28 protein-coding genes are annotated in these 24605 nt (G+C 42.8%); 4 read left to right on the plus strand and 24 right to left on the minus strand.

Features of this window, described 5'->3' with window-relative positions; translation table 11 throughout:
* The first annotated feature begins 5 nt into the window (after positions 1-5).
* The gene (locus tag LD028_RS02815; RefSeq protein WP_171700327.1) at positions 6-173 is read left to right on the plus strand and encodes a hypothetical protein; all 168 of its coding nucleotides are present in this window, start codon (positions 6-8) and stop codon (positions 171-173) included.
* 24 nt (positions 174-197) lie between these two features.
* On the opposite strand, the gene LD028_RS02820 is transcribed toward LD028_RS02815, so the two are convergent.
* Positions 198-401 carry a hypothetical protein gene (locus LD028_RS02820; RefSeq protein WP_006319523.1) on the minus strand — a complete coding sequence of 68 codons (204 nt, stop codon included), beginning with the start codon at positions 399-401 and terminating at the stop codon, positions 198-200.
* Positions 402-785: 384 nt separating this feature from the next.
* Here LD028_RS02820 and recU point away from each other — a divergent pair, with 384 nt between their 5' ends.
* Positions 786-1385: a Holliday junction resolvase RecU gene (gene recU / locus LD028_RS02830; protein ID WP_035019820.1), complete on the plus strand. Its 600-nt coding sequence runs from the start codon at positions 786-788 to the stop codon at positions 1383-1385.
* Between the two features lie 15 nt (positions 1386-1400).
* Positions 1401-4004 carry a PBP1A family penicillin-binding protein gene (locus LD028_RS02835; RefSeq protein ID WP_237810871.1) on the plus strand — a complete coding sequence of 868 codons (2604 nt, stop codon included), beginning with the start codon at positions 1401-1403 and terminating at the stop codon, positions 4002-4004.
* A gap of 25 nt (positions 4005-4029) precedes the next feature.
* Here LD028_RS02835 and LD028_RS02840 read toward each other — a convergent pair whose 3' ends face one another.
* From LD028_RS02840 to LD028_RS02930, 19 genes are all read right to left on the minus strand, one after another.
* Positions 4030-4521, minus strand: a complete 492-nt coding sequence (locus LD028_RS02840; protein ID WP_237810872.1) for a YpoC family protein — start codon at positions 4519-4521, stop codon at positions 4030-4032.
* Positions 4522-5172 carry an endonuclease III gene (nth, locus tag LD028_RS02845; RefSeq protein ID WP_237810873.1) on the minus strand — a complete coding sequence of 217 codons (651 nt, stop codon included), beginning with the start codon at positions 5170-5172 and terminating at the stop codon, positions 4522-4524. It abuts the gene before it with no gap.
* A 13-nt stretch (positions 5173-5185) separates the two neighbouring features.
* The gene (locus tag LD028_RS02850; RefSeq protein ID WP_237810874.1) at positions 5186-5857 is read right to left on the minus strand and encodes a DnaD domain-containing protein; all 672 of its coding nucleotides are present in this window, start codon (positions 5855-5857) and stop codon (positions 5186-5188) included.
* Positions 5858-5924: 67 nt separating this feature from the next.
* Positions 5925-7217 carry an asparagine--tRNA ligase gene (asnS, locus tag LD028_RS02855; RefSeq protein ID WP_237810875.1) on the minus strand — a complete coding sequence of 431 codons (1293 nt, stop codon included), beginning with the start codon at positions 7215-7217 and terminating at the stop codon, positions 5925-5927.
* 114 nt (positions 7218-7331) lie between these two features.
* Positions 7332-8519 carry a pyridoxal phosphate-dependent aminotransferase gene (locus tag LD028_RS02860; protein ID WP_237810876.1) on the minus strand — a complete coding sequence of 396 codons (1188 nt, stop codon included), beginning with the start codon at positions 8517-8519 and terminating at the stop codon, positions 7332-7334.
* Positions 8516-9004 carry a cell wall elongation regulator TseB-like domain-containing protein gene (locus tag LD028_RS02865; protein WP_481736486.1) on the minus strand — a complete coding sequence of 163 codons (489 nt, stop codon included), beginning with the start codon at positions 9002-9004 and terminating at the stop codon, positions 8516-8518. Before LD028_RS02865 ends, LD028_RS02860 begins: the two co-directional genes overlap by 4 nt.
* Before the next feature lie 6 nt (positions 9005-9010).
* Positions 9011-9181, minus strand: a complete 171-nt coding sequence (locus tag LD028_RS02870; RefSeq protein WP_006319505.1) for a YpmA family protein — start codon at positions 9179-9181, stop codon at positions 9011-9013.
* A gap of 184 nt (positions 9182-9365) precedes the next feature.
* Complete coding sequence (locus LD028_RS02875) at positions 9366-10124, minus strand: ComEC/Rec2 family competence protein (RefSeq protein WP_309240411.1); 759 nt, start codon at positions 10122-10124, stop codon at positions 9366-9368.
* A gap of 34 nt (positions 10125-10158) precedes the next feature.
* Complete coding sequence (dinG, locus tag LD028_RS02880) at positions 10159-12801, minus strand: ATP-dependent DNA helicase DinG (RefSeq protein ID WP_237810879.1); 2643 nt, start codon at positions 12799-12801, stop codon at positions 10159-10161.
* Between the two features lie 54 nt (positions 12802-12855).
* Positions 12856-13239 (minus strand): aspartate 1-decarboxylase, encoded by a 384-nt coding sequence (gene panD, locus LD028_RS02885; protein ID WP_012574757.1) that lies wholly within the window; start codon positions 13237-13239, stop codon positions 12856-12858.
* Positions 13240-13251: 12 nt separating this feature from the next.
* Positions 13252-14100, minus strand: coding sequence for a pantoate--beta-alanine ligase (panC, locus tag LD028_RS02890; protein WP_237810880.1), 849 nt, complete (start codon positions 14098-14100; stop codon positions 13252-13254).
* A 2-nt stretch (positions 14101-14102) separates the two neighbouring features.
* On the minus strand, positions 14103-14933 hold the full coding sequence (panB, locus tag LD028_RS02895; protein WP_237810881.1) for a 3-methyl-2-oxobutanoate hydroxymethyltransferase: 831 nt from the start codon (positions 14931-14933) through the stop codon (positions 14103-14105).
* Positions 14934-15162: 229 nt separating this feature from the next.
* Entirely contained in the window at positions 15163-16143 is a 981-nt protein-coding gene (locus tag LD028_RS02900) for a biotin--[acetyl-CoA-carboxylase] ligase (RefSeq protein ID WP_164970118.1), read from the minus strand.
* Positions 16113-17306: a CCA tRNA nucleotidyltransferase gene (locus LD028_RS02905; RefSeq protein ID WP_237810882.1), complete on the minus strand. Its 1194-nt coding sequence runs from the start codon at positions 17304-17306 to the stop codon at positions 16113-16115. The genes LD028_RS02900 and LD028_RS02905 overlap by 31 nt, the downstream gene beginning before the upstream one ends.
* Complete coding sequence (gene bshA / locus LD028_RS02910; protein ID WP_237810883.1) at positions 17303-18436, minus strand: N-acetyl-alpha-D-glucosaminyl L-malate synthase BshA; 1134 nt, start codon at positions 18434-18436, stop codon at positions 17303-17305. The genes LD028_RS02905 and bshA overlap by 4 nt, the downstream gene beginning before the upstream one ends.
* Positions 18433-19125, minus strand: a complete 693-nt coding sequence (gene bshB1 / locus LD028_RS02915; RefSeq protein WP_006319483.1) for a bacillithiol biosynthesis deacetylase BshB1 — start codon at positions 19123-19125, stop codon at positions 18433-18435. Before bshB1 ends, bshA begins: the two co-directional genes overlap by 4 nt.
* The gene (gene mgsA, locus LD028_RS02920) at positions 19125-19532 is read right to left on the minus strand and encodes a methylglyoxal synthase (protein WP_006319482.1); all 408 of its coding nucleotides are present in this window, start codon (positions 19530-19532) and stop codon (positions 19125-19127) included. Before mgsA ends, bshB1 begins: the two co-directional genes overlap by 1 nt.
* A gap of 13 nt (positions 19533-19545) precedes the next feature.
* A complete protein-coding gene (dapB, locus tag LD028_RS02925) occupies positions 19546-20340 on the minus strand; it encodes a 4-hydroxy-tetrahydrodipicolinate reductase (RefSeq protein WP_237810884.1) in 795 nt (264 codons plus the stop codon).
* Entirely contained in the window at positions 20337-20669 is a 333-nt protein-coding gene (locus tag LD028_RS02930; RefSeq protein WP_026011653.1) for a nucleotide pyrophosphohydrolase, read from the minus strand. Before LD028_RS02930 ends, dapB begins: the two co-directional genes overlap by 4 nt.
* Before the next feature lie 118 nt (positions 20670-20787).
* Here LD028_RS02930 and LD028_RS02935 point away from each other — a divergent pair, with 118 nt between their 5' ends.
* Entirely contained in the window at positions 20788-21648 is an 861-nt protein-coding gene (locus LD028_RS02935) for a YitT family protein (RefSeq protein WP_035018584.1), read from the plus strand.
* 22 nt (positions 21649-21670) lie between these two features.
* On the opposite strand, the gene ypjB is transcribed toward LD028_RS02935, so the two are convergent.
* From ypjB to qcrB, 4 genes are all read right to left on the minus strand, one after another.
* A complete protein-coding gene (gene ypjB / locus LD028_RS02940; protein WP_237810886.1) occupies positions 21671-22444 on the minus strand; it encodes a sporulation protein YpjB in 774 nt (257 codons plus the stop codon).
* A 66-nt stretch (positions 22445-22510) separates the two neighbouring features.
* The gene (gene lhaT, locus LD028_RS02945) at positions 22511-23080 is read right to left on the minus strand and encodes a lipoprotein heptaprenylglyceryl N-acetyltransferase LhaT (protein WP_237810887.1); all 570 of its coding nucleotides are present in this window, start codon (positions 23078-23080) and stop codon (positions 22511-22513) included.
* Positions 23081-23137: 57 nt separating this feature from the next.
* Complete coding sequence (locus LD028_RS02950; protein WP_237810888.1) at positions 23138-23905, minus strand: menaquinol-cytochrome c reductase cytochrome b/c subunit; 768 nt, start codon at positions 23903-23905, stop codon at positions 23138-23140.
* A gap of 25 nt (positions 23906-23930) precedes the next feature.
* On the minus strand, positions 23931-24605 hold the full coding sequence (qcrB, locus tag LD028_RS02955; protein WP_237810889.1) for a menaquinol-cytochrome c reductase cytochrome b subunit: 675 nt from the start codon (positions 24603-24605) through the stop codon (positions 23931-23933).

Genomic DNA, 24605 nt, shown 5'->3' on the forward strand with positions numbered 1-24605 from the left:
TGAAAATGGGTCGAGGTGTTCATTTTCATCATAAGAAAAAAGGGCATGAAAGCGAGAAGCCAAAACATGGCGAATCGGCACCATCGAAGCAACGTGAAGTAGTCGACTATGCCATTGACACCGTAGGAAATGGAGAGCATCGTCCAGTTACAATTGAGCGTGTGAAAGAATAAAGGTGGCACAATTTGCCACCTCTTTTATATTGCCGGAGCGAACGTATACGTTTCTTTTTTTTCAATTTGCTGTTCGATGTTGTCGAGTTGGCGTTCGATATGTTGTAAACGATCTTGTTGCATATCGTAATGCGTAGCCATTTGTTCTGCCGTACGCTCTTTTAATTTATTTTCTAACTGTTCAATTTCATCAAACAACTGTTGTAGTTGCATTTGAATATGTTCCATCCTCCAACTCCCCTTTCGTCCTTTGCCATACACATTCTCCATCCACTAGCTCTTCCCTTCTCACTTGACAAAACTAGAAGAAATTCGGCAAACAAAGTGTTGTGTGTACAAAATTCGACAAATCGATGCGCATGTTTTTGACATGAGCGGTCAAAATAAAAGAGCGAAAGGAGGCATGGCGATGGCGAAAAAAGAGAAAAAGAAAAAGCAAAAACCGAAGCAAGAAGAAACGACAGGCTTCGGCGACAAAAAGCTAGAAGGTCCGGACCGTCCTTCTACATAAGGAAAAGAAGCGAGCGAATATGCTCGCTTTTTCTAATTTTCATGAAAATGACGAACGGACGAAACATATGGTATAATGTTGAACATTCAAGGGGGGATGATATGTTTAAATATCCGAATGGGCGAGCGTATGAAAAAAAAGAAAATGAACAGACGTTGCGCGCCTCTGCTTCTGATACGTATGGGAATCGCGGAATGACGCTAGAGGCGGATTTAAATGAAACAAACGCCTACTACTTAGCTCAAGGTATTGCCGTCATTCATAAAAAGCCAACGCCAATACAAATTGTACGCGTCGATTATCCGAAACGGAGCGCTGCTGTCATTAAAGAAGCGTACTTTAAACAACCGTCCACGACAGACTATAATGGCATATACCGTGGGAAATACATTGATTTTGAAGCGAAGGAAACACGAAATCGTACATCGTTTCCGCTTCAAAATTTTCATGAACATCAAATCGAACATATGAAACAAGTGTTAGCCCACGGAGCGATTTGCTTCGTGATTTTGCGTTTCACGACATTCGATGAAACATATTTGTTCGATGCACATCACCTTCTTGAATATTGGGAGCGCAAGCAACAAGGGGGGCGCAAGTCGATGACAAAAGCAGAAGTGGAACGACATGGGCATCTCATTCCGCTTGGCTATCACCCACGAATCGATTATATTCAAATTGTAGACAAACTATATTTTTAGAATAGGAGGAACGATATGGCGAATTATCGTTCACGAACAGAACGAAAACAAGCGGAACAAAAGAAACAACGTCCGCGTGAACGAGGGCGTTCGATGATGAAAAAAATTGTGCTCATTATGTTGCTCATAATGACAATCGGAATGTTTTCAGGCGTCGTTACATTTGCATGGATGATTAAAGATGCACCACCACTTGATGAAACGTTGTTGCGAGATCCTTTGGCTTCGATTGTTTACGACGTCAACGGGCAAAAAGTAGTAGAACTTGGTCAACAAAAGCGCATTTATATATCGTATAACGATATTCCAAAAGTGCTCGAGGAAGCGGTGCTTGCAACAGAAGACGCCCGCTTTTATGAACATCACGGGTTTGATGTTGTGCGCTTTTTCGGTGCAGTGTTAGCGAACATTCGTGAAGGATTTGGCGCTGAAGGTGGAAGTACAATTACGCAACAAGTTGTCAAACTTTCCTTTTTAACACCTGAAAAAACGTTAAAACGGAAAGTACAAGAATTATGGCTTGCGATTCGGTTAGAGCAAAAATATTCAAAGCATGAAATTTTAGAAATGTATTTAAATAAAATTTATTACTCAAATCGGGCATACGGTGTTGCAAAAGCGGCAGAAACGTACTTTGGGAAAAGCGATTTATCGCAATTGACGCTGCCAGAAGCGGCATTGCTCGCTGGCATTCCGCAAAGCCCGAACAATTATAACCCGTTTACGCATCCAGAAGCGGCAGAAAAACGTCGCAATACGGTGCTATCGCTAATGGCGAAACATGGGTTTATTTCGAAAGAAGAAGCAGAAGAAGCAAAAAAAGTGCCTGTACAATCGCTATTAACAGAAAATAAACAACAAAGCGATATTCCGTATGACTCTTTTATTGATCAAGTGATCGATGAAGTAACCGAAAAAACAGGGCTTGATGTGTTTACGGCTGGATTGCACATTTATACAACGTTAGATCCGAACGCCCAGTCGTATGTTGAGGAATTGCTCAATTCTGACGAAGTCATTCGCACAAACAAGACCGATTTCCAAGCTGGCATTGCGGTTTTAGATACGAAAACAGGCGAAATTCGGGCGCTTGGCGGCGGTCGGAAAAAAGAAGAAGGTGTCACGTTCGGATTTAACTATGCGACAGATACACGAAAACAGCCCGGTTCGACAATTAAACCAATTGTTGACTACGGTCCTGCAATCGAATATTTAAAATGGTCGACGTATCATCAACTAAAAGATGAACCGTATCAATATTCTGATGGAACACCGATTAAAAACTGGGACGGCAAATATGAAGGACAAATGTCGATGCGCACAGCGCTTGCTCGTTCTCGCAACATTCCAGCGTTAAAAGCGCTTCAAGAAGTCGGCTTAGAGCGGGCAAAACAATTTGCGAACAAGCTTGGCATGGGCTTTGAAGAAATGCATGAAGCATATGCGGTTGGTGGCGTCGGCAAAGGCGTCTCTCCACTCCAAATGGCCGGTGCATATAGCGCATTCGGAAACGGTGGCATTTACATTGAACCACATGCCGTAAAAAAAGTTGTGTTTCCAGACGGAACGGAGATGGATCTTCGTCCAGAGCCAAAGGTGGCGATGAAAGATTATACAGCGTTTATGATTACCGATATGTTAAAAACGGTCGTTCAATCTGGAACAGGAACAGCAGCGAACGTACCAGGGCTTCATATTGCCGGAAAAACAGGAACAACGAACTACGATGAAAAAGACCGACGCAAGTATGGTCTACAAAGAGGCGCTGTACCTGATAGCTGGTTTGTTGGCTATACGCCAAACTATACGGCTGCCATTTGGACAGGATTTAGTAAAAAAAGTAGCGAAGCATATTTATCTAGACCTGAACAACAATATGCGAAGCAGTTGTTTAAACGCGTCATTTCCCACGTCGATGACGGCAGTGGCGGTGATTTTAAACAACCGAAAAGCGTCGTGAAACTGGCGGTGAAAAAAGGAACGAATCCGCCGAAACTAGCAAATGAATATACGCCAGAAAATGAAATTACGTACGAATATTTCGTGCGCGGTTATGAAGAACCGACAGAAGTAGCTGAAGATAAGCCAGAAGTCGTCGAACCGGTAAAAGACTTACGAGCACAATACGATCCAGCAACACAAACGATTTCGTTATCGTGGTCATACACGATCGATCCTGAAAAAGATGTGTCGTTTGAAGTAAGGCAGACAGTAGATGGTCGTAAACCGACCGTTATTGCAACAACAAAAGATTCACAACTAACCGTTGAGGCAAAAGAAGGTTCGGTGTACTTATTTGAAGTATACGTCGTCACAGCAGATGGCACACAAAGCGCACCTGCTACAGCACTTGTGCAAATTCCGAAAGAAGAACCGGAACAACCGAGTGAAAATGAATCACCGGAACAACCGGGAAACGGAGAAAGCCCGGAGACGCCAACAAACCCGAGCGAGCCAAACCCAAGCAATCCAGAGACGCCAACAAATCCGAGCGATCCGGGAACACCAACAAGCCCGACAAATCCAACAAATCCGAATAACAATTCATCAACAAACTCGTCGGGAACGAACAATCAACAACGAAATGGAAATAGCGGTGGAACAACGAATAATCAATAAGTAAGAAAAGAGACTGAGAACACGCTCAGTCTCTTTTTTGTTGAGCCAGTTGTTTATAAAATAGCTTCATAAGCTCGGTAAATAGTTCATCTAATTGGACGAAAGAATGGTGAAGAGTAGGACGGACGAAAATAAACGAAAGCCGATCCACAACATTTAACGGACGAAGCGGGAGCGACTGAACTTCCTTTTCCCATTCGTATACGTTGCTTACTGCTCGTTCATTGAGCCAATGTAACGCACATAAAAAGTAGCTTATTCCCCGAACGATCCCCTCTTTTGCTTCGTTCGCTTGACGCGCTGCAAACAATGGGGCAAGTTCACGCTTTTCTTCTTCCCAAAGTTGAAATATGGCAGGAAGCGACTGCTCTTTTTGTTGCCAAGGCTCTTCTTTTTGCGTTATATCGTAATAAAATGGCACATGCTTCATCATCATCGGGAACGGTTGAAACGTATGGGTATCAATGAAATCGGCCGAAAAAAAGAGCGGATGTTGAAACGTTTTTGGAACGATCATTTACCTCTTCCCTTTCATCCGTTTTTTTCCTTCGCGACAAAGATGAAGCAATGGACAAACGTCACATTTTGGTGATTGCGCTTTACAATGATAGCGCCCAAAAAAAATAAGGCGATGATGGGTCACCGACCATTCTTCTTTCGGAATTTTTTTCATTAGCGTTTCTTCTACTTCTAGCACAGAATCTTTCCAACGACAAATGCCAAGTCGTTTGCTGACACGTTCGACATGCGTATCAACAGCAATCGCAGGAACACCGAATGCAACAGATACGACGACGTTCGCTGTTTTCCGTCCGACACCCGGAAGCTTCATTAATTCATCGCGATTTTTTGGCACTTCTCCGTTATATTGCTCTAGTAGTATACGACATAGTTGCTGAATGTTTTTTGCTTTATTGCGATATAGTCCGATCGAACGTATGTCTTGTTGAAGCTCTTCTAACGGAACAGACACGTAATCTTCTGGTGTTTTATATTTTTCAAATAGTTGCTTCGTCACTTTATTGACGAGCGCATCGGTACATTGTGCCGATAAAACAACAGCAATTAATAGCTCAAACGGATTGCGGTGAACGAGCTCACAATGCGCGTTTGGGAACATGTTTGCAATCTCATCTAAACAGTAGCGAATTTGTTGCTTCGTTAACATGTAACCATCCTTTCTACGACTGTTCAAGCCAATTATAAATCGGAACGGTTGGTTTATACGGTTGATCTTGTTTCACCTGGTTTTTTCGAAACTTTTTCGCATGTTGTTGCGCTTGCTCGATCGTTTTAATTCCGTTCTTTTTCCATTCGAATAAAATGCGATCAATGTAACGGAAATTTAGTTTTCCTGATAGTACAGCTTCACGTAACGCCGCTTTAATGATGATCGGATCGTGTTCATCTTGATCCATCCACATCGCTAACGTCTCGCATTCCATCGGGGAAAGCGGACGGCCAAATTCATGTTCAAAAACGGTGTACAATTGTTCTTCTTGCTCTTCTTCTTGTTTTTGTTCTTGAAAAACAGCACGAATAAGTTTTTCCCAAAGCGGATCGAGTGAATAGCATTCACCACGAATGTTATCATCCATTCGTTCTTCAATGGCTAAAAATCCTTTTTGCACAAGCTTTCGCAATTGTTGCATGCACATTTCAGATGAAATGGTCATTCGAGCCGCAATTTCATCTGGGGTTGGAAATGAAATGCCTTGTTCAAGAAACGAATGAATGTGTAACAGTAACATAAACTCTGTTTCATTTAACCCAAGCGTTTTATAGCTCGTTAACAATAACCTTGGAATTGCCACACTTCCTTCACGAAAAAAACGAATCATTTCATTATCCATGTCAAACACCTCACGCCCTATTATATCATAAAACAAATCCCCCATGTGAGCACGGGGGATTTCATCATTATGGGTATAAACGATTGAGTAAACGCGGAAACGGAATCGTTTCACGAACATGTTCAACGCCACAAATCCAAGCAATTGTTCGTTCAAGTCCTAGTCCGAAACCTGAATGTGGCACAGAGCCGTATTGACGAAGTTCTAAATACCATTTATATGCATCGAGCGATAACTGATGTTCTTCTAACCGTTGTTTTAATAAATCATAGTCGTGAATACGCTCTGAACCGCCAATAATTTCTCCGTATCCTTCTGGAGCGATTAAATCCGCGCAAAGAACAACTTCTGGACGGTTTGGATCCGGCTGCATATAAAACGGCTTTAATGTCGTTGGATAATGGGTAATAAATACTGGTTTGTCAAAGCTTTCCGCAATGGCTGTTTCATGTGGCGCACCGAAGTCATCGCCCCATTGAATGTCGTCAAATCCTTTCTCATGAAGAAGTTGGATCGCCTCATCGTATGTGATGCGCGCAAATGGCGGTTTTACGTTTTCTAATTTAGACGTATCGCGTCCGAGCGTTTTCAGCTCGAGCTGACAATTTTTTAATACCGATTGCACAATATGGGATACGTATTGTTCTTGGACTTGTAAGTTATCTTCAAATTGATAAAACGCCATTTCCGGCTCGATCATCCAAAACTCGATTAAGTGACGGCGCGTTTTTGACTTTTCAGCACGAAACGTTGGACCGAATGAAAATACTTTCCCGAGCGCCATCGCTGCCGCTTCCATATATAGCTGGCCGCTTTGAGAAAGGTATGCATCTTCATCAAAATATTTTGTATGGAATAATTCCGTCGTTCCTTCTGGCGCACTTCCTGTTAAAATTGGTGGATCGACTTTGACAAAGCCGTTTTCATTGAAAAATTCATACGTCGCGCGAATGACTTCGTTGCGGATTTTCATAATCGCATGCTGGCGCTTCGAACGCAACCATAAATGACGATGATCCATTAAAAATTCAACGCCATGTTCTTTTGGTGTAATCGGATAGTCAACAGCCATATGAATGAGTTCAATGTTTGTGACAGATAGCTCGTATCCAAACGGTGAACGTGCATCTTCACGCACAACGCCCGTGACATAGAGCGAACTTTCTTGCGTTATGCTTTTTGCCGCTTGAAAGACGTCTTCGCTCACTTGCGCCTTTTCAACAACGCCTTGAATAAAGCCTGTGCCATCGCGCAATTGTAAAAAGGCAATTTTTCCGCTTGACCGTTTGTTCGCAAGCCAAGCGCCAATCGTTACTTCTTGTCCTACATATTTATGTACTTCTGCAATCGTCGTTTTCACAAAAATTCCCTCCAAAGACGTTCAACTATTATGTACATCATCAATATTATACATTTCGACAAAAAAACGCAAGACGATCGTTTTCGTCATGAAAGAAAAGGCTAGCCATATCGACTAGCCACGCGTTTTTTCATTTATAAATGTTTCGATACGATCGAGCGCCTCATGAAGTAAATCAAGCGATGTTGCATAGGATAAACGCACATTGTTTGGCGCACCAAATCCTGAACCTGGAACGAGTGCCACTTTCGCTTCTTCAAGCAACGCTTCGACAAACGCATCAACGTTTTCGTATCCAGTCATTGTTGCCGCTTCTTTTGCATTTGGGAACAAATAAAACGCACCTTGTGGTTTCACGCATGAAAACCCTGGAATTTGAATTAAACGCTCGTAAATAATATTTAAACGCTGTTCAAACGCTTGACGCATTTGTTCAACTGGCTCTTGCGGCCCGCTATATGCGGCAATCGCTGCATATTGAGCAATCGATGTTGGATTCGATGTGCTATGGCTTGCCAAATCGGTCATAGCGCCAATAATCTCGGCATCTCCTGCTGCGTAACCAATGCGCCATCCCGTCATCGAATGCGATTTCGACACGCCGTTAATAATGATCGTTTGTTTTTTCAATTCCGGTGAAAGTTGGGCAATCGAAACGTGCTCATGTCCGCCATAAACGAGCTTTTCATAAATTTCATCAGAAACGATAAGAACATCGTGGGCTACACATACTTCACCGAGCGCCTGCAACTCTTCTTTCGTATAAATGACGCCCGTCGGATTGCTTGGTGAGTTAATAATGACCGCTTTCGTTCGATTTGTAATCGCCTGTTTTAATTGCTCCGGCGTGATTTTGAATTCGTTTTCTTCGAGCCCTTCCACGTAAACAGGGATGCCACCTGCTAGTTTTACTTGTTCAGGATAACTCACCCAATATGGCGTTGGGATAATGACTTCATCACCTTCGTCTAAAATGACTTGAAATAGCGTATAAAGCGCATGTTTCGCTCCGACACATACAATAATTTCTGACGGTTTATAGTCGAGTTGCTGGTCTTGTTGAAATTTTTTAATAATTTCTTGCTTGAGTGTCGCTAATCCACCAGATGGCGTATATTTCGTATGCCCATCATACATCGCTTTCACAGCCGCTTCCATAATATGTTGCGGCGTATTAAAATCTGGTTCGCCAGCGCCAAGCCCGATGACATCGTACCCTGCTGCTTTTAATTCTTTCGCTTTCGCTGTAATGGCAAGCGTTGATGATGGCGTTAATGATGCGACGCGCTTCGCTAACTTCATGAATCCTTCCCCCTCGCAAAATGATATCTTTTCAAAAAGGCCCCGTCTTCAAAACGAACGTAATAAAACGAATAACGGTCTCGTTCGTCAATATATGTAATTTCCCATAGCGGGATCCCTTTTTCCATTCCTAATTTCACTGATACGACTTCTTTCGGATGATACGTTTTAATGGACGATTGCGCTTGTTGTTTCGTAATACCTTCCGAAGCCTTTCGAACATCGACAACTTCCCCTTTTTCTGTCACCCACGCAATCATTTGTTCACCTTCGTCATTTTTTCCTATGACGATCACGTATACATCGCTACCTCGGTACGTATATACGTCATCGATATGGATGATCCCTTGTTTCTCTGCCTGTTTCATCGCACGTTGTTCACTTTCGTTTTTAGATGATACCGCATCACTATATGCGTCGATATATAGAAATAACGCCGTAAACAACAAGCATACGAAGGCAATCAAAACCTTCTTCATTTTCATCCCTTCTTACGTTCGATAAATCGTAAATACAGCCTTTTCTTTATTTTCTTCATCAAGCGCTAGTCCAAACATTAAGTCTTTTTCTTTTAACGTCCGGTTTAAACAATCAACAATTTTATATAAGTCTGATGAGTATTCAACTTTTACAGTTGCTAATACTTCGATTTTACTTTCCACGACCCGATCCTCCATGTGCACAAATTTTGTTACTTATATCGTTTATTGCGAACGGAAACAATACAATTACACACCAATTTCGGTGTATAAACATCTTCATTGTAGCAACGATTTCCTACATTGGTCAATTTGAATTAAAAAAATTCCTATCGTACACACCGCGGGCCGAACGTTGGCCCCTTTTTTAAAATGTCATGACGTCGTATTCTTCTAAGTTGCATTTCACTACAATGACACCAAAACGATTTGTCTCATAACAATCAATCCAGGCAGCGTACAGCCGCTCAAGCAACCGTTCATTCGGCCAGCTGCCATGTTTCTTAAAAATGATTGCTACTTGTGGATCGACATGTTTTAAAAACGATGTACGCGGGTAGTCATTAACGCCGAAATGGGCAATTTTTAATATGTTTACATCACTAAGCGGCATCGTCATCAACTTTTGTTCCACATCGTCGCTCGCATGCGCCATATATAAAAGGCGAAGACGCCCGTACTGAATCGACATTGTTACATCTCCATTGTCAATATAGAGCGGCTGCATCCGAAAATGGGGAAACGGTTCATACACCTTTTGTTCTTTCCATTCGCTCACCACTTTCGGACCGTACGTTTGTTCAATCCATTTCACATTGCCGATATATTCCCGATCATCGCTCGTTAACAAAAGTTCATCGATTTCGGTAATACGGAAATGTTCAAACCATCTTTTTAGTTCGCGTTCTGTATGCGGCGCCCCTGTATTTAACAATACCGTTTTTCCGCTTGCGTGTTTGAATAACGTCGCTTCCCCATCGCTAAGCGGCAAAAAAATAATCGCCATTTCTTCTTCTTCGAGCATCATATCAATTTTTTGAATATGCTCCGCTGATGTTGAAGGATGCATTAAACTATTGCATATCAAAAATAATAACACCCATTGCAAAACGTCCACTCCCTTCATCTACATCTTTTATCTTTTACCGATGAAGGGAATTTTATAGCCATTCGTTTACATGTTGTAAAAGCTCCGAAAGCGGCGCATGATATACATGAATAGGTGGCAACGACTGTAAAAAATATTTGCTATATGATGCTGTTAACAATCGTTGGTCGAAGACGAAAATAATTCCACGATCTTCTTTTGTCCGAATTAATCGTCCAAATCCTTGCTTAAAGCGTAAAATTGCTTGCGGCAACGATAAATCGTAAAATGGATTGCCTCCTTTTGCGCGAATATAATCGCTTTTCGCTTCCATGACCGGATCATCTGGCGGCGCAAATGGCAATCGAACAATGACAACGCATGTCACTTCGCTTCCTGGAAGATCGATTCCTTCCCAAAAACTACTTGTGCCAAATAAAATCGCTTGCTCAAACTGTTGAAAATGGCGTGTTAATTTTGCTGCATTGCCTCCGCTCACTCCTTGAGCAAGCAATACAAACTGATCATCGTTAAATTGTTTCGCATACGCATACGTTTGTTTTAACAATTCATACGATGTGAATAATACGAGCATTCGTCCCTTTGTATGTCGGGCGATGCGTATCACTTGTTGGGCTACATGCTCCGCATATTGCTCAACTGTAACCGAAGGAAACGTCGGTAAGTCTGTTGGCACCATAAGGGCAGCTTGTTTTTCATACGAAAACGGAGACGGAATGATGCGTGTGAATGGATAAAAATCGTCAAGACCAAGACGCGAAATGATAAATGAAAAACGAGCATTTGTCGTTAACGTAGCCGAAGTTAAAATGACGCTCCGCTTCCGTGAAAATAATTGATCAGCAAAAAAATGAGCTAAATCGAGCGGTTGTGAAATAACTGTGACTGCATTCACTGCGGCTTTTGCATCTACTTCGAGCCAACGAACAATATCATCATCATCACTCGTTAATAAATGTTGCAACGTACATAAAGTATCAATAAACGTCGTAAAAGGCTTCACATCTTCTTTTGGAATATCGTTTATCATTTGTGATAACTGTTGCACGTCATTCATTATGCGCATAAGCAACTCGATCGTTCCGCTCCACTCTTTTCCGTATTCTTTCCACGGGACGAAACGGTAACGCATACGTCCATCTCCTTTTTGACGACGCAACACATAATGACGCAGAGATTGAAATAGTTGATTGAGTTCGTATTCAAGATCTCCTAAAAGCGAGCGAAGCGCCCCCATTTTGTGTATCATAGCGATGTCGTTCATTCGTGTCCACAATAAACGAATGTATTCGTATGAAACGTGCCTTCCGAAAAAGTGGGCAGCTACATCTTCTAAATGATGCGCTTCATCAATAATGAGTTGTTCATACGGTGGCAAAAATTTTTCATCCGCTGTTAAATCGTGCATAACAAATGAATGGTTTGTAATAATGACATGTGCATGTTTCGCTTTTTCTTTCGCGCGAACGAAAAAATCGTATTCTTCATTCGTATCATCGCTATGTACATCTTCCCAAAATAGCGCGCCACCTGCCGTTAAGTTTAGTTCATCAACGTCTCCTGTCTCTGTTTCTGTTAACCAGACGAGCAACTGACATTTTGTTAAAGCGATATCGTAGTTTGTATCGATATGTTTTAACGTGCGAGCGAATTTTCGCACGCTCATATAGTTTCGCTTCCCTTTTAAAACAGCGGTCGTAAATGGGAAAGGGACGAGCTGTGCAACGCGCGGCAACTCTTTTTCAATCATTTGTTTTTGTAGCTGGAGCGTATAGGTGCTAACGACGATTGGTTGCTGTTGCTTCACCGCATAAAAGACGGCCGGAAGCAAGTACGCCATCGTCTTTCCGACGCCCGTTCCCGCTTCAATTAACGCATGCTGGCACGTTTGTAGCGCATAGTTAACGTCGTCCATCATTTGTTTTTGTCCTTCTCGATATTCAAACGGCGCAACAAATGGACTTGTTGCAAGCCATTGTAAAAAAGATGGAAGATGCTCATGACGATCAACTCGTTTTGGCGAATCCCATGCTTTTAAAGCAATGCCTTCATATTCAAGGACGGATTCATTCGTTTGAAGCGAGCGTTCTTTTTTGGCAATGAATTGATCTAATAGAGCGGTCAAATCGCTTTTTAACGGTTGACTATGGCGGCGTAATTGTTTTAATGTCACAAGCGGTAAACGAGATAGCTTGTGCAGTAAAAAAAGAAGCAGTTGTGCCGTTGCTTCTGCGTCGTGATCTGCTTGGTGCGGGCGATCATGCGCAAGCGACAACGCTTCGGCTAAGTGATTCAGTTTATAGCTTGATTGTGTCGGCATAAGAAAACGAGCGAGTTCTACCGTATCTAAAAGCCGACATGTCGGTGGTTGTATTCCGCTACGAATAAATTCCTCTTGTAAAAATGCCCAGTCGAACTGAACGTTATGCGCGACAAAATAAGCTCCTTCCCATTGTTCAACAAGCATCGCAGCAATATGTTGGAACGGCGGCGCATCATGAACCATTGTATGATCAATGCCTGTTAGTTGTTGAATAAATGGCGGAATATCCCGCTCTGGCTGAACAAATGTTGAAAAACGTTCTTTAACTTTGTCGCCCTCGATGACGACAAAACCGATTTGGATGATGCGATCTTCTTTTTTCGGGGCATTTCCTGTCGTTTCAATATCGACGACGACAAAGCGATCATTCATCTATTTTCCACCTCGCATGTATGTGACAAATAAAAAGAGGCGGCATGGCGCCCGTTATAAAACGGTCGCCGCCGGCTCTTGGACAATGAGTTCTTTAATGCGGTTATGCTCGTCCATAATCGCAATTTTCGGACGGTGTGATGTTAATTTTTCTTCTGGTACGAGTACGTATGAAATGACGATGATAATATCATCTTTTTGCACGAGACGGGCTGCTGCTCCGTTTAAACAAAACACACCGCTTCCTCTTTCACCAGGAATAATATACGTTTCAAATCGTGCTCCATTGTTATTATTTACAATTTGTACTTTCTCATTTGGAACCATGCCGACTGCATCTAAAATATCTTCATCGATCGTAATGCTACCGACATAATTTAAATTCGCTTCCGTCACGCGAGCACGATGAATTTTAGCGTTCATTAATGTGCGAAACATCATGTTTCCCCCTTATTGTACGTTCATAACGATATTATCAATCAAACGCGCATTTGTAAACCGCACAGCGAGCGCAAGGATGATCTTTCCTTGTAACGTCTCGAGTGGCTTTAACTCTGGATACGAATAAACTTCAACGTAATCGATGACACCGGTTGTATGTTGCTCAATATGGTGCACAATCGCTTTTCGTACGGTCTCCACGTCACGTTCTCCTGCTTCAACAAGCGCTTTTCCTTTTTGTAAAGCAGCATATAACGCCGGAGCTTCTTGCCGTTCTTGCTCGCTTAAATACACGTTGCGTGAGCTTTTTGCAAGGCCATCGTCTTCACGTACTGTCGGAACAGCAACGAGTTCGATCGGAAAATGGAAATCGCGGATAAGTCCGTCGATGACCGCCACTTGTTGCGCATCTTTCAGCCCGAAATATGCGCGATGTGGCATGACGATATGAAACAGCTTCGTCACAACCGTTGCGACACCGTCAAAATGACCAGGGCGGGACTTTCCACAAAGCACATCCACTCGTTCATGCACTTTCACTGTGACCGACGGTTCATGCGGATACATTTCTGGCACAGAAGGGTAAAATATAATGTCCACACCTGCTCGTTCAGCTATTTTATAATCGCGCTCAAAATCACGTGGATAACGATCGAAATCTTCGTTTGGTCCAAATTGAAGCGGGTTAACAAAAATGCTTAAAACAACGATGTCATTTTCCTTGCGTGCCCGTTCCAACAACGCCACATGACCTTCATGCAAGTATCCCATCGTTGGCACAAAACCGATCGTTTTTCCTTTTTGACGCTCAGCCATTATACAAGCTTGCATCTGTTCGATTTTTTCGATTGTAATCACAATTACTTCCCTCCGTATAACGCTAGCCATTGTTGTTCGTTCATCGTAAATGATTGCTCATCGCTTGGGAATTGACGTGTTTTGACGTCAGCTACATACTCGGCTAGCGCTTGCTGCATCGTTCGCTGAACGTTCGCATATTGTTTAACAAATTTCGGTACACGTTCTACACCATATCCGAGTACATCGTGATAAACAAGCACTTGCCCATCCGTACCAACTCCCGCTCCAATACCAATTGTCGGGATGGCTAGTTGTTTCGTAATCGCTTCGCCAAGTTGCTTCGGCACACATTCTAAAACGAGCGCGATCGCCCCCGCTTGCTCGCACGCTTTTGCTTCCTCTAGAAGACGTCGAGCACTTTCAGCATCTTTTCCTTGTACTTTATATCCACCTAACACCCCGACCGATTGTGGCGTTAAGCCGAGGTGAGCAACAACAGGTACACCTGATTGTGTTAAAGAAGAAATGACTTGCAATACAGAACCTGCTCCTTCAACTTTGACAGCGTTAGCCCCTGATTGTTGCATGATCGCTTTTGCATGTTGTAACGCATCGTTCACCGTACTGTAAGACATAAAAGGCATATCTGTCACGATAAACGTATGTGGCGCGCCACGGCGAACGGCTTTCGTATGATGAATCATATCTGCAACCGTCACAGGAATCGTTGAGTCGTATCCTAATACGACCATGCCGAGTGAATCGCCAACTAAAATCATGTCAACACCGGCCGCCTCAGCTAGTTTTGCTGACGGGTAATCGTAGGCTGTCAGCATAACGATTGGCTCACGATTTTTTTTCATGTTGAGAAAATCTAATTTTGTTTTCATTAATATCCTCCTCTCATATGCAGAGGAAATGGATAAAAAAAGCCTTCTTTCTGCCAAAATGAGAAAGAAGGACTTTTGTTCTACTCCATCCCTCTGTCCCCGTCCGTTTCATCGGATCAAGGCAGAAATGATCATAAATACGTTGTATGCGTGCGCGCGTGGTGCAGTTCTTACAAAGATACTGCCCAATATCAACCGCTTTCATTTTAACAAATATTTCGGAATTTTCCTACTGTTTTTTTATTTCAATATCTGCAGAATAAATGTAATGAACGGCTCCGTCTTCTGTTTGCACTTTTAACGTGCCCGAATCTGTAATGCCAAGTGCTACACCACGAATGGCTCCGTTTAATGTACGCGCTACAATTTGTTGACCGATCGTTACCGAATAGCCTTCCCACAACAGTTTAATCGGTAAAAAACCATGTTGTAAATATTGTTCGTATAACTGTTCTAATTTTTGCAATAACGTTTGAACAATTTTCGGCCGATGGAACGTTCGTCCCGTTTCAATCGCGAGTGATGTCGCAATTGGAGCAATATCGTTTGGAAACTGTTTTTGATTGACGTTCATGCCGATGCCGACGATGACTGCTCGCACTTGATCGGGATCGGCTTGTAATTCCGTTAAAATGCCAACGACTTTTTTACCATTGATTAATATATCGTTTGGCCATTTAATGTCCGGTACGATATTTGTTATTTCTTGGATTGTTTGAGCGACCGCAACAGCCACTAAAAGAGTTAATTGAGGAGCTTGCTGTAGCGGAATGGACGGACGTAAAATGATGCTCATCCAAATTCCTGTTCCTTTCGGTGAATGCCATGACCGATTTAAACGGCCTCTTCCTGCCGTTTGTTCTTCGGCAATGACAACCGTCCCTTCTTCAGCACCTTCATGGGCAAGTTGATGAGCCAATTGTTGTGTTGACGGCACGCTTTCTTGATCGTATACACTCCAGCCAAAACGTTTCGTTTTTAATCCGAGTTGTAGTTCATTAGCGTTTAGTTTATCTGGCATTTTTTTTAAGCGATAGCCGAGCTTGCGAACCGCTTCAACTTCAAATCCTTCTTTTCTTAAGTCTTCGATATGTTTCCAAATAGCTGTTCGTGAGCAACCGAGCTGCTCGCTAATTTTTTGCCCGGACAAAAATGTTTCGCCTGCTTCTGTAAATAGTTTTAACAATTGTTTTCTCGTTTCTGATTGCACATCGCCCACTCCTTTAACTTCTCTTTCTCATTTTCTACTTGACGATGCAATACGGCACGCTCGATGTTTTCAATCATTTCCGATAACCAAGGACCGCCTTTTTTCTTAAATAAAACGAGCAAATCATGACCGTTGATCGCCAACTCTTTTCGATTGCGAATTGGCAGCATTTCCCATTGTTTCAATAACGAGTGAACAGACGGTTTGTCGTCATAAACAGCTGCACGTATACGTTCAATGTGCGGAATGTACGGTCCATACTCGTATAATGCATCGATTGTCCAGTCCGTAAGTGAGCGAATATGTTCAAGCGCCTTTAAACAAATCAAAATGTCACGAATGAGATGATTCGACAATTTCCAATTTTTTAATTGTTCACGATGAAAGTGAACGACAAATGCAAATCGTGCCCACGCTTCAATGCGATCGACTGGTACTAAAGAATAACTACTTAGCTTGATCAGCTCCTGTTTTTTTGTTGCAAGCTCAGGCAAGTAAGCAAATAAATTCGTTTCAACGAGAAGTGCGATCGCTTTCGATACAAATGGACCGAGTAGCAATTTCTCAAATTCAACAGCAATGCGCTCAACGGCGATATGCTGTAATAAATGGCCGTATTGTATGATCGCTTGTTTCGTCTTTGGTGATAAAGAAAAACCGAGTTGACTGACAAATCGAAGCGCTCGCATCATCCGCAACGCATCTTCGTTAAAGCGTTCAGCAGCATCTCCAACTGTTTCAATGATGCGCTGCTTTAATGCTTCCACTCCTCCAAACGGATCGATGATCTCGCCGTACTCGTTCATTGCGATCGCATTCATCGTAAAATCGCGCCGTTGCAAATCTTCGTTAAGAGAACGAACGAACGTGACATCTTTCGGTCTTCGGTAATCTTCATACCGCCCTTCTTTTCGAAATGTCGTCACTTCATAAGAAATGCCACGTTCAATGACCATTACTGTGCCATGCGCAATGCCAACAGGAACCGTTCTAGGAAAAATGGCCATCACTTCTTGCGGGTGGGCCGATGTCGCAATATCAATGTCTCCAATCGGTCTTTGTAACAAATAGTCGCGAACCGCACCACCGACAAAATACGCTTCATGTCCATGGCGTTTTAACGTTTCAATGACAGAGAGCGCCTGCCGAAACTGTTCGTTCATCGTTCTTCCCCTTTAAGTTGAAAATAAATATGTTCATATTGTGCCACAATTCGCTCAGAATAAAATTTTTCGTATACCGTTTCATATGCGTTTTTCCCCATTGTCTCGCGAAGTGTTTCATCCGTCAGTAAACAAAGCGTTTGACGCGCCGCATCGTTTATATCACCGAGCGCACATAAAAAGCCGTTTTTGCCATCTTCAATTACTTCAGGAATGCCACCGATCGCTGTTCCGACGCATGGAACTCGACACGCCATCGCTTCCAGTAAAACGAGACCGAAACTTTCTTTTTCTGACAATAATAATTTCACGTCACTAATGGAATACAATTCCGCTAAATTTTCTTGCTTTCCTAGAAAACGAACGTGATCGCATAAATTTAATTCTTTTACAAGGCGACAAACGACCGTCATTTCTGGCCCATCACCGACAAGAAGCAATTTTGCAGGTACTTGTTTGACGACGAGCGCAAACGTACGAACGACATCGCATACCCGCTTCACTTTCCGAAAGTTCGACACGTGAATAACTACTTTTTCGTGCGGTGCGATACCGTATTGACGACGGAGCTCATCATTTCGTCGTCTGCTGTATATACGTTCATCAACAAAGTTGTATACCGTTTGAATCGGCTTTTGCACGTCAAGCAATTCATATGTTTGAACCGCTAACGCATTCGATACTGCTGTGACGACATCGGATTGCTCGATGCCAAATTTAATTAAATCGCTTAATGACGGGTCGTATCCGAGGACGGTAATGTCTGTACCGTGCAACGTCGTCACAATTTTCAAATGGTCACCAACCATTTGTTTCGCTAAAAAGGCGCAAAGAGCGTGCGGAACAGCATAGTGCGCATGAATGATGTCGAGCTCTTCTCGCTTCGCAACTTCTGCAATTTTACTCGCCAACGCTAAGTCGTATGGCGGATATTGAAATACAGAATACGGGTTGACCGTTACCTCATGATAGTAAATATTTGGATATACTTTGTTTAGTCGAAATGGAATGCTTGACGAAATAAAATGAATGTCATGCCCGCGTTCAGCAAGCATTTTCCCTAATTCCGTCGCAACCACTCCAGATCCGCCAACTGACGGATAGCAAACGATTCCTATTTTTAGTTTCATCTTTCTTCCCCTAACAAATCATGTGCAAGTATCACTGGTTTTTTTGATATAAATCCTTCCGCAAACGAAACACCGACTTCTTTTCCGAACAATCGCTCGCGGCTTTCAACGGTTTCAATATATCCGTTCGTTAACGGCGTGTCAACTGAACCGCTCGTTCGCTCGAATTGACTTTCGTACGCCCGCAAACTTGCTAATTTTTTATCGATCGTATCGCTAATGTCAACGACAAAATGAGGGCGATGAAAACCGTTGATCATATAAAAATAAACGGCATGTACGCGATGAGGAGGGAGTTCTCCGTAACGGCGAATGGCAGCGGAAAATACCGCTTCTTCCACTAATCTCGCGCATTGCCCATGATCCGGATGGCGATCTTCCCAGTACGGTGCAAATACAATTTTCGGTCGATATGTTCGAATGACTGTCACGATCGGATCAATATGCTCTTTTTGTACGACAAGTCCACGATCAGGAAGTTTGAGCTGTATGCGTGTGCGAACACCGAGAATGTCAGCTGCCCGCTTCGCTTCCTGTTGTCGAGTATGTACCGTTCCGTTTGATGATAATTCTGCTAACGTCAAATCGCATATGCCGATGTCGTACCCTTGTTGCGCGTATTTCGCAATCGTTCCGCCCATGCCAATTTCGACATCATCTGGATGAGCCCCAAATGCTAATATATGCATCATTCTTTTCCTCGCTTCACAATATTTCGCCATGCAAAATCGCCACGTTCTAAACCGTGTATAAGCACTTCAGCTGTTCCCATGTTTGTCGCTAACGGAATGGCATATACGTCACAAAGACGAATAAGGGCACTAACATCCGGCTCGTGTGGTTGAGCGGTTAATGGATCTCGGAAAAAAATGACCATATCCATATCGTTATTTGCGATCATCGCACCAATTTGTTGATCGCCTCCAAGTGGACCAGATTGAAAACGGTGCACAGAAAGACCGGTTGCCTCTTGAATGCGCAATCCTGTCGTCCCTGTTGCATATAGTTCGTGTTCAGCTAAAATATGTTGATAAGCTGTAACAAACTGAACCATATCTTCCTTCTTTTTATCGTGTGCAATTAATGCAATTTTCAAATTTCTCGCCCCCTTATTCAATTAAATGTTCTAATCCGTATACGAGCGTTTCTAACTTCATCACCGTTTCAACAGAAAAGCGAACACCGGACATAAATGATGCACGGTTAAACGAATCGTGCCGAATCGTCAATGTTTGTCCATCGCCACCAAAAATGACTTCTTGATGCGCGACAAGCCCCGGCAGTCGAACGCTATGAATGCGCATGCCGTCATATAATGCCCCACGTGCCCCTTCCATCGTTTCTTTTTCAGCTTCATGCCCTTGGGTAAAGGAAGGGCGCACTTGTTGAATGAGCTGAGCTGTTTTTAACGCTGTACCAGACGGCGCATCAAGCTTTTGATCGTGATGAAGCTCAATGATTTCTACATGTGGAAAATATTTAGCCGCCATTTGCGCAAATTTCATCATTAAAATGGCACCAATCGCAAAGTTCGGTGCAATAATCGCACCAATTTTTTTCTCTTCCGCTATTTGTGTTAAACGTGCCAAATCGTCTTCTGTAAATCCTGTCGTACCAACGACCGGTCGAACACCGTATTGCAACGCAATCTCTGTATGCCGTTTTCCAACTTCTGGCGTTGTTAAATCGATCAATACGTCCGCTTGGACTGTTTGCAAGCAACGCTCCAAATCTGTAAAAATTGGAGCTTCAATGGCTGGAAAACCATCGAGTTCCGCCAACGTTTTTCCTTCGTTCATTCGGTCGACGACAGCTACAAGCTCAAAATGTTTTGTTTGATGAACGAGGGAAACAGCTTCTCGTCCCATTCTTCCACGTGGTCCTGCAATGACAATTCGAATCATCGTTCCTCTTCCTTTCTCGTCCAACGATCACGATCTCGTGTTTGAAATTTATGCATGACTGCATCATGCGCTTCTTGTAAATCGATATGTAACGAATTCGCCATACATATAAGCACAAATAATAAATCGCCTAATTCTTCTTGAATCGTTTTTTCTTGTTCCGTTTTCTTTTTCGGTTTTTCACCATAATAATGATTTACTTCACGAGCGAGCTCACCTAATTCTTCTGTTAAACGGGCCAGCATGGCAAGCGGACTGAAATATCCTTCCTTAAACTGCCCGATGTATTCGTCGACTTCTTGTTGCAGTTGCCGCATCGTTTTTTCCATGACTTTCACCTCTTACATTCATGTTAGCTAAAAGTGGGGCGTTTGACAAATGTTTTTGACGGGTATGATGACGTTCCTCTATAATAAAAAACGCAGTCATACTCAAGGGGTGAAGACGATGAAACTTAAAAATGTCGCATTTATTTTACTAGGATCGGCAATTTTTGCGTTTGGACTTGTCCATTTTAATATGGAAAATAAACTCGCAGAAGGCGGTTTTACGGGGATTACACTTCTTTTATACTTTTTGTTCGGTATCGATCCTTCTATTTCAAACTTAGTACTGAACATTCCGCTCTTTTTTATCGGCTGGAAGTTGCTCGGGCGGACGACGTTTGTTTATACGATTGTCGGGACGGTTAGTTTATCTATATTTCTTTGGATTTTTCAACGGTACGGGTTTCACATTCCGCTCAATAACGATCTTACGTTAGCTGCTTTGTTTGCCGGCGTTTTCATCGGGGTCGGCCTCGGTATTATTTTCCGTTACGGCGGAACGACGGGCGGTGTCGATATTATTGCGCGGCTTGTATATAAATATAAAGGTATTAGTATGGGAAAAACGATGTTTCTGTTTGACTCATGCGTTATTGTTCTTTCGTTGTTGACGTATTTACCGTACCGTGAAGGGATGTATACACTCGTCGCCGTATTCGTCGGGGCACGCGTCATCGACTTTTTACAAGAAGGGGCATATGCAGCAAAAGGAGCAACCATTATTTCTGAAAAAAGTGATTTAATTTCCGAGAAAATTATGACGGAAATGGAACGTGGGGTTACGATTTTAAAAGGAATAGGGTCATATACGAAACGCGAACGAGATGTTTTATATTGCGTCGTTGCCAAAAACGAATTGTCACGGTTAAAATCAATCATCACGTCTGTTGATCCACATGCGTTTGTTGCGATTAGCGATGTGCACGATGTGCATGGAGAAGGATTTACGTTAGACGAAAATAAACAACCGTTACATGAGTAAAAGCGTCCGACGATGGACGCTTTTATTGTTTATCTCTCACCATTTTCCCCTCTTTTTCCCCACGATATTTTCGCCATCCAACGTACGTTAACGTCATAATAATCATGCCACCAATGGACGTCATAACCCACCATAGTGACGGAAGCGTTGTCTCTTTTTTTCCGTCAGCAAACAACGCTTGTAAATCTTCTTCCATTTGCCGCAACTCTTTCATCCGCTCTGTTGCATGCAATTGGCGAAAAGCAGGAGCTTCTAAAAGCGAAATATGGGCAGATACACGTTGCACTTGTTCACGATCAGCGTTAATTTTTACGCTCGGTTCAATAAGTTCATACCGTTGTAAAAATTGATGAAACGCTTGTTGAAACGATTGTTCGTCTTCTTGCTCCATCGCTTGTTTCATCTTTTCAAACGCTGACATGACAGCGTATTTCATTTCTTTCCAAAGCGGTTGATGTTTCGTATGAACGGCATCAACAGCAAGTCGAAATTGCGTTAATTGATTAATTCGTTGTTCCATCGGTACACTCGATGTCGTGACCGCTTTTAATGCTTCTTCATGCGTAGCCGTTAATACATATATGACATCCATCGAATGAATATCTTCACGAAATAACGCGAATTGTTTCTCAAAATATTCCAATAACTGTTTTGCTTCTTGTAAGCGATCATTTTTTGTTAACTGAAGCGCTTCGTCAGAAATTTGATCGAGTTTGTCCCACTCATGTCCGTTTGCATATACTGTATACGGAAATAAACAAATCATGATAAACATCGCGATGAGTCGAATGCGCATCTCCTTGTCCCTCCTTACGATCTTACTATTGAATATATGACCGCAAAAAGAGACATAGACCTCGATTTATCGCCGACGTGAAAAAATGTATGCCACCGCAATCGAAGCAATGCTTAACCAAAATGTAAAATAGCCGATTTGTGGCGTATATTGCGCCAACATTCGATATTGTGGCATCATCCCAAACACATAATCAATAACATCGTTATGCAACGTCCAAATGGCTGCCACAACAACATGAATGAAGGACATCCGATAATAAGGAGCATACAACAACGCTTGCACGGCCATCGCTCCGTGCGATATCACAAGCATCCACCCTGCAAAGCCGAGCTGTCCTGTGACGACCAACACGAGCATATTCATGACAACAGCCCAAATGCCGTATTTCACAAGTGTAACAACCGCCAACGCTTCGATAAACGGCCAATTTGTATGACGAAGCCATGCGATTAAAACAAAAACAAAAAATAAGCTCGCGGTTGGACTATCCGGCACGAACGGAAGAAAAATGGGCGGCGTTTCGGATAGTTGTGGTCCATACCATATGTATCCGTAAATTGTCCCAATGACATTGACGATCAATAATAGTATAAGAAAAGAGCGGTGCATCAACCAATCACGTATGTGTAACATATATTGACCTCCCATATGTACAAAAAAGCTGACTGATGTTCAGTCAGCTTTTACAAATTATTCTGCTTTTAAACCTGCAACGAACTCTGCAAGTTTTTGCAATTCTTCATCTGTACCTTTGAAAATGCCTCCTGGCATGCCACCTTTACCATTTTTCGCGATGTCAGCAACTTCTTCAGGAGATAATCCCGTGCCGACAAGCGATGGTGCAGCTGGACCACCTTGCAAGTTTTCACCGTGACATGTTAAACATGTGTTTGCTTCTAAAATTTTATATCCTTCCGCGTTTTTATCAATTTCTACTTCCGCGCGAATTTTTCCTTGCTCAGCCGCTGCTTCCCAGTCGTGCGTGACGACAGATTCCCATGTTAAGAAAATGATTGCAGCAAGCGTAAGCAACATCATACCGACAGCAACCGGACGTTTCGATGGACGACGCTCCGGACCACGATCTAAAAACGGTGCAAGCAACAACGCCCCAAACGCAAGTCCAGGAATAATGATCGCTCCAACAACTGTATACGGACCAGATGCAAATGAGTACTTCAATAACTGGTATAAGAATAAGAAGTACCAGTCTGGAAGCGGAATATAACTTGTATCTGTCGGATCCGCAATTCGCTCAAGCGGCGACGGATGCGCAACGGTTAAACATAAAAAGCCGATTAAAAAGACGGAGCCGACCATCCATTCTTTTAATAAAAAGTTCGGCCAAAACGCCTCGGTTTTCCCCGGATATTCGGAATAGTCTTTCGGAATGTTCGGCTTGCGCATTGCAGGTACGCGCGAGTCGCCGACAAATTTCATCCCTTTTCCGCGATGCATATCGTTCCCTCCCTTATACTAAATTTTACAGCGGACCAGAAATACCTTGTTTTCGAATCATTAAGAAATGGGCAGCCATTAATCCTAATAACGCTCCCGGTAAGAAGAAGACGTGAATCGCAAAGAAGCGCGTCAACGTTTGAGCACCAACGATTTCATGATGACCTGCCAACAACGTTTTAATCGCCGGGCCGATGAGCGGTGTCGCTTCAGCAATTTGCAATCCTACTTTTGTCGCGAAGAGCGCTTTCATGTCCCAAGGTAATAAGTAGCCTGTGAAACCGAGACCCATCATGACCATAAAAATAAGTACACCGACGATCCAGTTTAATTCACGAGGCTTTTTGTAAGCACCTTGGAAAAATACGCGCAACGTATGTAAAAACATCATCACGATGACAAGGCTTGCTCCCCAGTGATGCATGCCGCGCACAATTTGTCCAAACGCTACTTCGTTTTGTAAATAATACACAGATTCCCAAGCGTTTTTAATGTCTGGTACGTAATACATCGTCAAAAACATACCAGATAAAATTTGAATGACTGTTACAAAAAATGTTAATCCACCAAAGCAATAAACAAACGCTGAAAAGTGGTGCGCAGGGTTTACGTGCTCTGGCACTTCATGATCTGCGATATCGCGCCACAAAGGCGTAATATCTAGCCGCTCGTCAACCCAATCGTAAATCTTGTTAAGCAT

The sequence above is a fragment of the Anoxybacillus sp. LAT27 genome (assembly GCF_022030075.1).
Classification (GTDB): Bacteria; Bacillota; Bacilli; order Bacillales; family Anoxybacillaceae; genus Anoxybacillus; species Anoxybacillus kestanbolensis.